Here is a 13,887-nt window from a genome sequence, read left to right on the forward strand (position 1 = left end):
TATTCACTCCTTTTGAAGTAGTATATTAATAAGCCTTAGATAGTTGTGATTCTCTTGCTAATAGGAAAGGATCTTCTTGATCTAACCACCATTTTTTATATGGGAGCTTAGTATGAGCAGCCAAATCCTGATGGAATTTTTTGTGTGCAAGAATATCCAGAATAGATTCTCCTAAATTAATAATTCCTTGATACCCTATAGCAATGTGCTCATCACCTAATGGAGCAGCTGGAATACCCAAACGTGATGCCAATGGTGCTAAACCATTATGACGAATAAGAATAAAATCTGGATTCACTCTCTGTAATAATCCATAGAACTGATACTGCTGACGATTGCTGACACTAAAAGATGGTACATCTCCGTAGTTGCCCACAAGATGAGCAAGAGAATCTTGTCGTGGATCACCACTATCATAAATTGGATCATGGTGAAATACTAATGATCCATTAACTTCAACTCCCAATTCTCTAAGTACGGCAATTAATCCGTGGGCATAAGCTGAACCAGTAGCAACATAGCCTTTTTTGCCTTTTAATAATTTGCGCAGCTCTTCTATACGTGGAGCTACTCTTGCGTGTTCTTTAGCTATATAAGCTTCTACCTGTTCTTCACGGTGAGTTACCCTACCTAACTCACGAAGCCATGCATCTGTTCCCGCAAAACCGTATGGTTGTGGTGCCTTAACTTCCGGAACACCGAATTCCTGTTCCAAGGCTGCTGCCATATATGAGGACAGAGTGTTACAAAAACCCACAGTAGCCGCTGCTTCTGAAATTTGTTCCAAGTCTTCTACAGTTGCTAGATCAATGACATAGTTAACTCTTAGTCCTAACTCTGCTAACATTGGTTTAAATATATCTGATCCCCACAGGTTAATAACATTCACCAAATCTTCTTGTTTTTTAGGATTTCTACGTGCAATTTGACGTACAATTCCATGCTGTGTTGCATCAAATCCAGTACTCCAATGTTTGGATTTAAATCCTTCACAATGTAGAGGAATAACAGGAATATTTAATTCTTTCTCAAATTTGCTTGCCACACTATCTATATCATCACCTATGATTCCAGTAGCACAGGAAGCGGCAATAAATATTGCTTTTGGATTATAACGTTCCCAAGCATCACGTATAGTCTGTTCAAGTTTCTTAATTCCTCCAAATACTATGTCACCCTCTTGTAAATTGGTACAAATTGCATGCATATTTTCTACAGGTAAATTACGCATTGCAAGACCATTACGATATATAGAGTTGTATATTACTTGACCTGCTGCACATCCTATAGGCGAATGTTGAATGAGCACTGCACCACGAACATGACCTGCTTGACATTCTACCATCTGCTCACTGCAAACTGATCCTTGGGTAAAAGGTCCCCTAAATTCGCAAAGTTTACATGATTTCTTCCCATCACCACCGCCGCAACCTCTACGAGCGTTAACCGATTCCTGTGCCAAATCTGATGCTTTACCATCCCATGCAATTATAGTGCCAAGACGCTGTTCACGGCTTTGTACTACTGGAGTATTTAGATTAATTTTCTTCTTCATTATGTGTCCTCCTTTTAAATAAATTTTTTGAAAATAAACAAAGACTAAGTTATCTCAATAAAATTAAGACAACTTAGTCTCCAGTGTTTCTGGTCAACTAAAAAATTTTATAAATTGTGCCATATTTACTTTTTCTAGAGAAAATAATTAATCATTTATAATCCCAGAACTGTATTATATGGTCATATTAACTAAATTTAAAAGGCCATCTTTCCTAAACCTAAGAAAAATAGCCTTCGTTAACGAAAAATCATTTCACAAAACTACTACTTTTCTTATCTTCCAGTATAGTACAAAATTGTACTATTTACTCTGTAGGAATTAACACCGATACATTTAAAGTAAATATAAATGCCGGTTGTTGGGTTTCATAGGGCCAGTCCCTCCGCCTCTCTTGATAAGAATATACATATTAAGTTTACAAAAACTTCTAATAATTATACGTGCTGTATAACATATAATTATTATATTGGAAACATTTATCCCTGTCAATACCTAAAAAATAAGTTTTATCCATTACACCTAACTTTTCCCTATATCCTTTTTTACCTTAATCTAACTTTGTAATAGTATTTTCAACCTACTTTTCCCAAGTTGGTCTGCCTTTATAATTGCCTGCTCAATTAAGTTACTATTTACTTCAAAATTTATCTTGTCCAATTCCTCTGCTGCTATATTTACTCCGTTAGCAACATTAGCAATTTTTTCAGGTACTGAATCCTTTATTCCTAACTGTTCTAGCGTAACGGGAAGATTTAATAAGTTAAGAAAATCAATAAGCTCTTCTATTTCTTTTTGTAGCTTACCCTCTAATATAAACTGAACAATTAACCCGAATATTACTTTTTCTCCGTGAAGACTTTCGTGGGTTTCTGGAATAGCTGTTAAGCTGTTATGAATTGCATGAGCTATTGCGGCTCTATGATTTCCTCCATTAATACTTCCAACAAGATCAGCCAGTATTATAATAGCATCTATTACTTCGCTTACTTCTTTGTTTACATGATTTTTTTCTATTTCCTTTGCAGCTGATACTGAACTATTATGCAATATATCAAGTGCAAGCTTTGCAGTCTGCAAACCAATTCTCAGCGAAATATCATTATTTCCTTCTATAGAATTAGGAGCTGCTTCATACCATTTTACTATAGTATCACCTATACCAGCGTTAAGGTATCTTACTGGTGCATTAGCAATTATTCTAGTATCCGCTAAAACAAGCTTGGGGGATGTATTAAGTATATTAAAATCAGTAACTTTTCCACTTTCATCATATAAGCTTGCAAGAGCCGCTATTTGAGCTATTGCATTGACATTGATAGGTAGTCTTATCTTATTAAGGTAGCTTATGAGTTCTGAATTAGCAATACCGTAACCTATTCTTAGAGATGCAAGTCCATAAACTTTAGAAAAAGTTCTTAGAATAATTACATTAGGATACCTATCTATAAGTTTTATTGAATCAGGATAATCATCACTTGTTGTAAATTCATCATAAGCTTCATCTAATACAACAATTATATCTGAAGGTGTTTCTTCCAAAAATTTTTCTAATTGTTTTTCTCCAAAAATTGTTCCTGTTAGGTTATTAGGATTACATAGCCATATTACTTTTGTTTTATCCGTAATCTTGCTTTTTATATGCTCCAGATTAATTGCATGATTTTCTAAAGGAACACTTACGATAACTCCATTCATTGATAAGGTAACTACCTTATACCATCCAAAGGTAGGTTCTGGTATAATAGACTCCTCGTCAGCATTAATGAAGGCTTGAGCAATCAAAGACAATAATTCAAAAGAACCATTACCAAAAATCAGCTGTTCCTGCTCAACGTTGTTTATTTCTGCTAATTTACTCCTAAGCTGTCTGCAAAAACCGTCTGGATAAAGATATAGGTTTTTTGAAGCTTCCTCTATTGCTACTTGTACAGAGGGCGAACACCCCATAGTATTTTCATTTGCAGATAGTCTTATAATTTTATTTAATCCTAATTCTCGTTCAATTTCTTCTAGGGACTTTGCTGGGGTGTATGAAGAAATATCATTCAACGCCTCTCTATATTTTAATACAGCCATAATAATTATGCCTCCCTAGTTCTAACCACATCAATTTTAGAGTAGTATTTTATTAATTTTTTCAAAGCATTTTCGATATAATCCTGTATGTCAAAAGCTTCTATTCCTCTACTTCTTAAAACCCTCACAGCTCCATTTCCTATTTGAGCAACCAACACTGCTCTGCAGCCTTCAAGTGTTTCTACTGATGTCAAAAGTCTATTATCATCATGCCCACCATTATTGCAAAAATGGTGAGCCTTTCTTAATTCTAAAAATTTATAATTATTATCTTCTACTTCAAAAACTAAAAACTCTGTAGTTCTGCCAAAATGCTGATCTATTATTTTACCGTCACTACTTGCTACTGCTATCTTATAAGCCATCATAACACCTCTTATTCTCATAAAAATATTATCCTGTATTTTGAGTATCTCCTCCTTGTTCTAGTTGAATCTTGTAAGAACTACTGAATATATATCTTCTAAAAGTTTAAGTCCACCTGAATATCCCACATATGAACTATTTATCACCAATCTTTCATTATAGGTATATCCAGGACCCATTCCAAGTACAGCTCTTAATCCCTTAAGTTCTTTCTTAACTTCCTCTATTTTAGGTAAATACTTTGCTCTCTCTCTTTCTATATAAGCTTCAACTTCTGCTTCTTTATCTATAGCTTTACCTATTCCTCTAAGCCAAGTTTCAAATCCCGAAACCCCTAATGGGTTAATTGTTTTTACAAAGGGAACCCCATATTTTTCTTCCAGTCCATTTCCTAAGTATGAACCCAATACACCACATATACTTACTGTAGCAAGAGACTCAGACAAATGTGAAAGTTCCTCAATAGTTGAATTTTGATAAAAAAATACAGGCTCAACTCCAAAATTTTTAAATATCTCAATTATTTCATTTCTCGCACTTTCGTAGAAATTTTTAAAATTAATTTTGTTATTTTTCTTTTTCGGCGGCTTTACAATACTTGTAAGCACAGCATGATCTGAGGCATCAAAACCCGTAGCCCATATTCTTGATCTAAAACCTTCGCAATGAACAGCAGCTATAGGTACTGGTATTTCCTTTTTAAGATTTTCAACAACACTATCCACATCTTCACCTATAATACCTGTTAAACACGATGTTCCTACAAAGATTGCTTTTGGTTTGTATCTATTATATGTCTCTAATATTATTTCTTTAAGACTACCTGTAGCTCCAAATACTGTATCATGTTCATCCATATCAGTTCCTACAAATACAGTGGCATTTGTAACACCTCTTTTGGTTGCCAGCTGATCATTGTTAACTGTAGCACCAGGGGCTATTGCTGTACAGCCTGATGGTGCATGATTTATTATTGCTATATCTCTTATACCTGAAAGTTGTCCTAATGCACAACTAGCATTACATGTGCTGGACTGACTAAAGCATCTATCCTGATTTTTTAAAGTTCCGCATTTCGATTGGTTAACAATGTCATGAAGATCTCCACTATAACCTGTTACAGAACCTAAACGATTTTCTCTTGTTGGTACTGCTGATATTTTTAAATTGACTGTCATGAATCCTTCCTCCTTATTTATATGTTTCTAAAATATTTCCATATATATCTTCTGCTAATCTTAACCCTCCACTATAACCTATATAGCTTCTGTCAAGCACTAGTCTATGCATAACCGGTATTGATATATTTATACCAAAACCCTTTATTTCTGAAACAATATCTCTGTCCCAAGAACTTCCAAGAATTAATGGTGTATGATTAGTATGGTTATATTCCCTTAATCGTTGGTGTATTTTACCTCCATCAACTTCAAATAAAACATTAGAGGATGTACTCTTTGATAGATGTTTAAATTGATGTTTTATAGCTTCTTGATATTTTTCTGGCGTATCATCAGTAATATATTGTTCTCCAGGTAAAATTCCCAGTTCGTTTACTAAAAACTTACTAATCCCTAATGCATAGGAGGAATCTGCAATATTAAAAAATCTGCCTGCTAAATCATAGCGAAACTCTATGAAGAAATCTGCAGATCTTTCAATATAATAATAAAATTTTTTCTCTTTCTTCTTAATAAAATTCTCAGCTTTTGCTTTATCTAAGCCAGCAAATTCAGCAACTTCTCTTAAAAATTTACTGGTTTCTTTCGCTCCTATTGGCAAAACTGGGTAATGCAGATATGGAGTTCCATACTTATCTTTTAGCAATTCAGCAGTTTTTAATCCTACCCAAGGTGAAAGCACTAAATTGAACTGTGCATTAGGAATTGTTTTCCACTCCTCAGCTCCGCTAGATTCAGGTCCAAATAATATGTTAACCTTAAGATCTATACCTTCTAGTAAATGTTTTATCTCGCTCAAGTTTCCAGCCCAGAAGGAATCTTGATATGGAACCACAGACCAAACATTAACTAATCCATTTTCTTTCTCTACAGGCTTCTCACCAACAAACTGATTTATTATGGCTTCAGTTACTAATTCATGTCCCTTAAAGTTAGTTCCCTTAAAACCACCTGTTTCAGCAAAAACTATTGGGATTCCTTTCTGTTGATAGTCACTTACCACTTGTCCTACATCATCACCTACTATATCTGAAGTACACCCTGTTAAAACAACAAGCAAGTCTCCTTTTAAAACTTTTAATGCTCCATCGATTACCTGTCTTAACCTTTTTTCTCCACCAAATACAACTTCTTTTTCAGTAGAATTTGTACATGGTATTGCACTTCCCCCTGCATATCCTAAGCCTTGATATCCTGAGTCTGTGCTTAGCCCACGAAAAAGCTTTACCCCACATCCTGGGCCAGAATGAAGTATTGGAATGGCTCTGTTAATAGCTACTACTGTTTGTTGTGCACCAAGAGCACAATAATATCTTGGTTGTTCAATTATCTTAGTCATTTTATTCACCACCTAAAAATATATAAGGATTTTGTTCCAACCACCAATCTGTATATGGAAGCTCTGAATGAGCAGCAATGTTTTCCACAAATTCCTTGGTTGATAATACATCTAAAATTTTATTTCCATAGTTTATTAACCCTTGATATCCTAAACCAAAATGCTCATCTCCCATTAAAAATGTTGGTATTCCAAGCTTTGCTCCCCATACTGACATACCACCATGCCTTGCAACAAATATATCAGGTTTGAATTTATTTAATAAATTTACCAACTCAAAGGCTTGTTTATTACAAACATTAAAATTCTTAATATCTCCATAAGTATCAACTACATGTTGTAGCGCATCATTTCTCTCATCTTTATTGTCATAATGAGCATCATGATGAAATATTGCAGCTCCAACTACTTCCAAGCCCAGATCTCTTATTAACCCTAATAAACTATGTCCATGAGCCGCTCCTGCTGTAACATAAGCTCTCTTACCTTTTAACTTAGCTCTTAATTCTTCAAGCTCAGGAGCAATTCTTTCTCTTTCTGACTTTATTAATTCCTCAACTTCTTTTTCTTTACCAGTTACCCTACCCAGCTCTCTAAACCATGCATCTGAGCCTTTAAGTCCGTAAGCTGGTGGTGCTTGAACTTCTGGAACTCCATACTCTTGTTCTAAGGCTGCCCCTAAATATGTGCCTAAAGTAGCACATATTTGAACTGTAGCTGCTGCCTCTGATATTTTTTCTAATTGGCCAATAGTAGAAAATGGTACAATATAATTAGGCCTTAGTCCTATTCTTCCAAACAAATCCGTAAAAATATCTCTGCCCCAAAAATTTATAACATTTACTAAATCCTTTTTCTTTTTAACAGGAGGTTTAACAATTTTTCTAACTATTCCATGGTAAGCAGCATCAAATCCTGTTGTCCATATCTTTGACCTGAACCCCTCACAAGAAATATATACAACGGGTATACCTAACTCTTCTTCTGCTTCATTGGTTATATTTTCTATATCATCTCCAATAATACCTGATGCACAGGAAGCATTTACAAATATAGCCTTAGGCTTAAATCTTTCATAAGCTTCTTTTATAGTAGCTTTTAATTTAACTCCTCCTCCATAAATAGTGTCCTTTTCTTCTAAATTTGTACTTAATAGTCTAGCATTTCTTAGTGGAAGGTTTCTCTTCCTTTGTCCTACTCTGTTTGTAAAGTTAAAATCCGGAAAATCCGCTGCACATCCAATAGGACCGTGATTTATTACTACAGCATCTTGTATCATAACAAGCTGGCACAAAGCCTGCCCCGAACTACATCCAAGACATTGACTAAAGGAACGACTTTTATCACACAATCTACCTTCTTTAGCCCTATTACATAATTCCTTTGCTGTACCACTAAATCCAGTAATGGACCCCAATCTTTTTTCTCTAATCTGAACTTCAGGTGATTTTATATTAATACTCAATGGTACTCCTCCTCTATTAACATTTTTCAGAAATACAAAAAAGAGGCTAAGCTATGTTCATAGAACATAAAGCCTAGTCTCCAGTATATCTGGTCAACTAAACAGTTGTAATTTTTGTATTTCGTTGCGTTAGGATGTTTTTAAATATGTTATATTATTTAAAACACCTAATTAATAATGCAACGATACATTGAATAGGAGAAAAGGTAAAGCTTTCTCATATAGCCTCCCCCTTTGCAATTGATTTTGGAATAATAAAAAATCCTCTTGTAGATGAGCTACAGGAGAATTTAATTCATTCCTTTTCTCATCTTCAAGGTTTAAACCTACTGGAATTAGCACCTTTGAATTTAATTCAGGTTGCTGGGCTTCATAGGGCCAGTCCCTCCACCACTCTAGATAAGAAGTTTATTTATAATTTCCTAAATTATAACAAGTAAAAAATTTAATGTCAAGAATATATTGATAATTTAGTTATTTTATTTTTTCATATTGACAAACATAAAATAAACTAATAAAATTAATTTCAATAACAAATTTTGTTATATATTATGTATATTAAAATAATTAAATACTTTATGTTGACCAGTAAAACTGGAGGCTAAATTTATTCCTTTAATTGCAAAAAGGTATAAATTTAGCCTTTTTTATTGTATGGAGGGGATAATTATGAGTGAAAAAGAAAGAGAATTACAATTTGAAACTTTACAAGTCCATGCTGGACAGAAACCTGATCCTGCTACAGGAGCAAGGGCAGTTCCAATATACCAAACCACATCTTTTGTATATAAAGATTTTGACTTTGCTAAAAATATAAGTGCACTAAAGGAAGTGGGTTATACTTATTCTAGAGTAGTAAACCCTACTAATGCAGTATTAGAACAAAGAATTGCTGCCCTAGAGGGAGGGGTTGGAGCCTTAGCAGTAGCATCAGGCTCTGCTGCAGTAACTTATTCAATTCTGAATTTAGCCTCAGCGGGAGATGAAATTATAGCTGCAAGCACTCTTTATGGTGGTACTTATAATCTTTTTTCTGTTACTTTTCCAGAGCTTGGTATCAATACAAAATTTGTTAACCCTGATAATGTGGAAAATTTTAAAGAGGCTCTAACTGAGAAAACCAAAGCTATATACTTTGAAAGTTTAGGTAATCCAGGAATAAATATTGTGGATATAGAAGCAGTTGCAAAAATTGCTCATGACCATAAAATTCCACTAATAGTTGATAACACTTTTGCCACCCCTTATCTTTTAAAGCCATTTGAATATGGGGCAGATATTGTTGTACATTCTGCAACAAAATTTATTGGTGGACATGGAACATCTATTGGAGGCTTAATTGTGGATAGCGGAAACTTTGATTGGACTGCCAGTGGAAAATTTCCTCGTTTCACAGAACCAGATCCAAGTTATGGTGGAATAAAGTACTATGAAGCTTTTAAAGAATTAGCTTATATTACTAGAGCAAGAGTTAGATATTTAAGAGACATAGGCGCATCAGCAAGTCCATTTAACTCATTTTTATTTATTCAAGGCTTAGAAACACTTTCCCTTAGAATTGAAAGACATGTTTCTAATACTTTAAAAGTAGTTGAATTTTTAAATAATCATGAAAAGGTTTCTTGGGTAAACTATCCAGCATTAAAAGATAATAAATACTATGATTTAGCTCAAAAATATTTTCCTAAAGGGGCTGGATCTATATTTACTTTTGGTATTAAAGGCGGCATTGACGCAGCAAGGAAATTTATTGATAGCTTAAAATTATTCTCACTATTAGCAAATGTAGGAGATGCTAAATCACTGGTTGTTCATCCAGCATCTGTTACCCATGGTCAACTTTCAGAACAACAGCAAAAAGAGGCTGGTGTCACTCTAGACCAAATTAGGCTGTCAATCGGTATAGAACATCCAGATGATATTATATATGATTTAGATCAAGCTTTTAAATCACTTGATTTTTAATTCATTGAATATATATTTTTTATACTATGTATTGACAAATATAAAATTAACTAATAAAATAATAATTAATTATATATTTAACCATTTATGTTAAAATAACCAAAGAAATTATGTTGACCAGTAAACTGGAGGCTAAATTTATTCCTTTAATTAAAAGGTATAAATTTAGCCTTTTTTTATTGTATGTTGCAGCACTCTGCAGCATATAAAAACCAAAAGATTATAGAGAGGATGTTTAAAATGAGACAAGTAGCTATTTATGGAAAAGGTGGAATAGGAAAATCTACAACAACACAAAATCTTACTGCAGGTCTTGCAACAATGGATAAGAAAATAATGGTAGTTGGATGTGACCCTAAGGCAGATTCAACAAGATTATTATTAGGTGGACTAGCTCAAAAATCAGTATTAGATACATTAAGAGAAGAAGGAGAAGATGTAGATTTAGATGCTATATTAAAACCAGGATTTGGTGGAATCAAATGTGTTGAATCTGGCGGACCAGAACCAGGAGTTGGATGTGCAGGTAGAGGTATAATAACTTCAATAAATATGCTTGAGCAATTAGGTGCTTATGAAGCAGATTTAGATTATGTATTCTACGATGTATTAGGAGATGTTGTTTGCGGTGGTTTTGCAATGCCAATCAGAGAAGGAAAAGCTCAAGAAATATATATAGTAGCAAGTGGAGAAATGATGGCATTATATGCAGCAAACAATATATCAAAAGGTATACAAAAATATGCAAACAGCGGCGGAGTTAGATTAGGTGGTATCATCTGTAACAGCAGAAAGGTTGCTAATGAATACGAATTACTTGACAACTTTGCTAAAGAATTAGGAAGCCAATTAATACACTTTGTACCAAGAAGCCCAATGGTTACAAAAGCAGAAATAAACAAGAAAACTGTTATAGATTTTGATCCAACAGCTGAACAAGCCGGCGAATACAGAACATTAGCTAAAAATATAGATGACAATGACATGTTTGTTATACCAAAACCAATGACACAAGATAGATTAGAAGAAATATTAATGGAATATGGTCTTATGGACTTATAATTTCTGTAAACTCTCTTAAAATTAAAAATATAAAAGTTAAAAAGGAAAGTCGTATTGAACTTTCCTTTTTAACTTTTAACATGCTGAAGATAGATACCCTCAACTTAAATTTAACTTATACGTAGGAATATGCTGCCAAAACTGAAGGCACATTTAAAAACTTTTTTATTAGTCTTAATGAAGTGTTTTTGAAAATCTTAGGAGCTTTTATATGGTTGAAAGCCTGAATGGCTTTCAACGAGCGACTTATCAATGGTAATTGATAAGTTGGTCCGGACTGAGGTACGAGTTTATCAAAGGTTCTTAGAAATTTATAATGAAACTACTCTTCCTTCCGTCAGAGTAGTAAGCGATTCGCACAAAATCACAGATTTTGGCTCTCTGCTTAAACACGAACTTTAGACTAATTAAAAGTTTTTAATGTGCCGAAGTTTGGCAGCATATTCGGTCGTATAAGTTAAATTTCGGACACGGTTATATCTATTTTAGCTTCAAGTATAAGATTTGTGTTTATTATAGCTCCATCTATATTTAGCATAACAAACTGTTAACCAACACCAATTACCAGCTTAAAGAACTAAACTAATAAAAAAGACCAAGCAAATCTCAATAAAACCGAGAAAGCTTAGTCTCCAGTATTTCTGGTCAACTAATACATACGTTATTCTTATTATTCTTATTATTCATACCCGAATACTAGGTTTTAAAACAAAAACTTTAATCTTTTGCTGCCCTAAGTTACCTTTGAAATTATTAATTTTATACTAATCTCACTTTTTCATTTCTTTCTATTTGTACAACCATCCCGTCTTGTATAACTAATGTTATAGATCCGTATTTTACTATCTTCAACATTTCTAATAGTTTATTTAAATTTTCCTCTGAAATCCCTTTGTGTGTTTTTTTAATCTTTTCGCTCACTTTTAACCCTCCCCAAAAACAATAAGATAAACTTAACCATAGAAATTTACAAGACATTAAACCTTTATTTTAGATTTTGTATAGCATAAATAACGGAAAATAAAATTTATGTGCATATCTATACTAACTTTTACATTTGTTATGACTTTAAAGGTTATATATTAAATAAAAAAGTCTTCTTGTAGATGATCTACAAGAAGACTTAAAATTCTTCCGGTTTCTCATCTTTCAGGTATATACCTGCTGGAATTAGCACCTTTGAATATATATTCAGGTTGCTGGGCATCAATGGGCCAGTCCCTCCGCCTCTCTAGATAAGAAATATTTTTTCGTTTATTATATGGTAATTCTAACAAAACAAAATTAATGTGTCAATACCTTATATTTACAAGAAAACTTTTTCATTCATAAAATTTTAACATTTTTTTATATTTTACTTTCTATAAATACCTACAACTTAAATTTAACTTATACGTAGGGATATATTATCAATGTTGAAGTCACATTTAAATATTTTTTATTAGTCTTAGCGAAAATTTGAGAAAAAATCTTAGAACTTTAGATATGTTTGAGCATAGCGAGTTTATCAAAGTTCTTAGATTTTTCTCAAATTTAAGCTTTAGACTAATTAAAAATATTTAACGTGACGAAACATGATAATATATCCCGGAGTATAAGTTAAATTTCGGGCGTGGTTATCCATACTAATCATTGGATTCATAATTAGTTATTTCATTTATTGTATTATCTTCATTTACAAAGACTACTATTGGTTTATGTTCTCTTGCTTTTTCTTCCTCCATATAGCAGTATGCCATTACAATTATTTTATCCCCTGGTTGCACACATCTAGCAGCTGCACCATTTAAACACATTACTCCACTATTTGCCTTTCCACTTATAACATAAGTTTCAAATCTACTCCCATTGTTTATATCTACAATTTGGACTTTTTCATTTTCTAATATATTTGCTGCTTCCATTAATGCTTTATCTATAGTTATACTTCCCACATAATTTAATTCAGCCTGTGTTACCACTGCTCTATGAATCTTACTTTTTAACATATTTAATATCATATTGTTATTCCTCCACTGTAAATGTAAAATTATCTATTAATCTTGTTTTACCTACAAACACTGCAATAGCTATTAGTACATTTTTTTCTACTGTTTCAACTGATTTTAATGACTGACTATCTACGATTTCAATATAATCTATTTTTGCTAAAACTTCTTTATTTATTTCTTCTTTAATGGCTGCTTTAACCGTAGTTGTATCCTTTTCTCCATTTTTTAAAAGCTCCTCTGCTGCTTTTAAACTTCTATTCAACACTAAAGCAGCTTGTCTTTCTTCTGCTGAAAGATAAGTGTTTCTTGAGCTCTTGGCTAATCCATCTTCTTCTCTAATTATAGGACATCCTACAATTTCTATATCAAAATTTAAATCCCTGACCATTCTTTTAATTACAGCTAGCTGCTGTGCATCTTTTTCTCCAAAATAGGCCTTATCTGGAGTTACTATGTTAAATAGCTTTGAAACAACTGTACACACTCCTGAAAAATGACCTGGTCGTTTTCCGCCGCATAATCCCTCTGTTAAACCATGTACATCTACATGAGTACATCTATCTTCAAAATACATTTCCTGTGCATCTGGATTAAATATTATATTGGCCCCTGCAAGCTCACAAAGTTTACTATCACGTTCTATATCTCTTGGATAGCTTTCAAAATCTTCATTGGGACCAAATTGTATTGGATTTACAAATACACTAACTACAACCTTATGATTTTGCGCTGCAGCCCTTTCTATGAGAGATTTATGTCCCTCATGAAGGTATCCCATAGTTGGAACAAGACCTATGGTAAATCCTTGCTTCTTCCATTCTTTTATCTGTTCTCTAACTTCCTTTATGGTTTTTACTATCATCATAATATTCGTGTTTTCACAC

The 13,887-nt window shown here is 33.2% G+C and carries 10 protein-coding genes, 1 pseudogene and 3 riboswitches; of the genes and pseudogenes, 2 read left to right on the forward strand and 9 right to left on the reverse strand.

Translation table 11 applies throughout. The annotated features are described in order from the left end of the window. Nucleotides 1-25: 25 nt before the first annotated feature. From HGI79_RS10475 to HGI79_RS10500, 6 genes and pseudogenes are all read right to left on the reverse strand, one after another. Nucleotides 26-1,555: a nitrogenase component 1 gene (locus HGI79_RS10475; RefSeq protein ID WP_185650637.1), complete on the reverse strand. Its 1,530-nt coding sequence runs from the start codon at nucleotides 1,553-1,555 to the stop codon at nucleotides 26-28. A 272-nt stretch (nucleotides 1,556-1,827) separates the two neighbouring features. After that, a riboswitch (SAM riboswitch) is annotated at nucleotides 1,828-1,959 on the reverse strand. 151 nt (nucleotides 1,960-2,110) lie between these two features. Beyond that, on the reverse strand, nucleotides 2,111-3,634 hold the full coding sequence (locus tag HGI79_RS10480; protein WP_185650638.1) for an aminotransferase class I/II-fold pyridoxal phosphate-dependent enzyme: 1,524 nt from the start codon (nucleotides 3,632-3,634) through the stop codon (nucleotides 2,111-2,113). A 5-nt stretch (nucleotides 3,635-3,639) separates the two neighbouring features. After that, a complete protein-coding gene (locus HGI79_RS10485; RefSeq protein WP_241428188.1) occupies nucleotides 3,640-4,020 on the reverse strand; it encodes a NifB/NifX family molybdenum-iron cluster-binding protein in 381 nt (126 codons plus the stop codon). 120 nt (nucleotides 4,021-4,140) lie between these two features. Next, nucleotides 4,141-5,178, reverse strand: a pseudogene (locus HGI79_RS10490) (nitrogenase component 1); the annotation flags it as partial. Nucleotides 5,179-5,191: 13 nt separating this feature from the next. Continuing rightward, nucleotides 5,192-6,520: a nitrogenase component 1 gene (locus HGI79_RS10495; RefSeq protein ID WP_185650639.1), complete on the reverse strand. Its 1,329-nt coding sequence runs from the start codon at nucleotides 6,518-6,520 to the stop codon at nucleotides 5,192-5,194. Nucleotide 6,521: 1 nt separating this feature from the next. Next, a complete protein-coding gene (locus HGI79_RS10500) occupies nucleotides 6,522-7,985 on the reverse strand; it encodes a nitrogenase component 1 (protein ID WP_185650640.1) in 1,464 nt (487 codons plus the stop codon). Between the two features lie 304 nt (nucleotides 7,986-8,289). Continuing rightward, nucleotides 8,290-8,391, reverse strand: a riboswitch (SAM riboswitch). 263 nt (nucleotides 8,392-8,654) lie between these two features. Between HGI79_RS10500 and HGI79_RS10505 the strand changes: the two genes are divergently transcribed. Both HGI79_RS10505 and nifH read left to right on the forward strand, forming a co-directional pair. Further along, on the forward strand, nucleotides 8,655-9,950 hold the full coding sequence (locus HGI79_RS10505; RefSeq protein WP_185650641.1) for an O-acetylhomoserine aminocarboxypropyltransferase/cysteine synthase family protein: 1,296 nt from the start codon (nucleotides 8,655-8,657) through the stop codon (nucleotides 9,948-9,950). 240 nt (nucleotides 9,951-10,190) lie between these two features. After that, entirely contained in the window at nucleotides 10,191-11,012 is an 822-nt protein-coding gene (nifH, locus tag HGI79_RS10510) for a nitrogenase iron protein (RefSeq protein ID WP_185650642.1), read from the forward strand. 759 nt (nucleotides 11,013-11,771) lie between these two features. Here nifH and HGI79_RS10515 read toward each other — a convergent pair. The 3 genes from HGI79_RS10515 to panC form a co-directional block, all read right to left on the reverse strand. Continuing rightward, nucleotides 11,772-11,933: a YezD family protein gene (locus HGI79_RS10515; RefSeq protein WP_313885205.1), complete on the reverse strand. Its 162-nt coding sequence runs from the start codon at nucleotides 11,931-11,933 to the stop codon at nucleotides 11,772-11,774. A gap of 218 nt (nucleotides 11,934-12,151) precedes the next feature. Continuing rightward, nucleotides 12,152-12,254: riboswitch (SAM riboswitch) on the reverse strand. Nucleotides 12,255-12,637: 383 nt separating this feature from the next. Next, a complete protein-coding gene (gene panD, locus HGI79_RS10520) occupies nucleotides 12,638-13,012 on the reverse strand; it encodes an aspartate 1-decarboxylase (RefSeq protein WP_185650644.1) in 375 nt (124 codons plus the stop codon). 4 nt (nucleotides 13,013-13,016) lie between these two features. Then, on the reverse strand, nucleotides 13,017-13,868 hold the full coding sequence (gene panC / locus HGI79_RS10525; protein WP_185650645.1) for a pantoate--beta-alanine ligase: 852 nt from the start codon (nucleotides 13,866-13,868) through the stop codon (nucleotides 13,017-13,019). Between the last annotated feature and the right edge of the window lie 19 nt (nucleotides 13,869-13,887).

The sequence above is a fragment of the Clostridium sp. DJ247 genome (assembly GCF_014231265.1).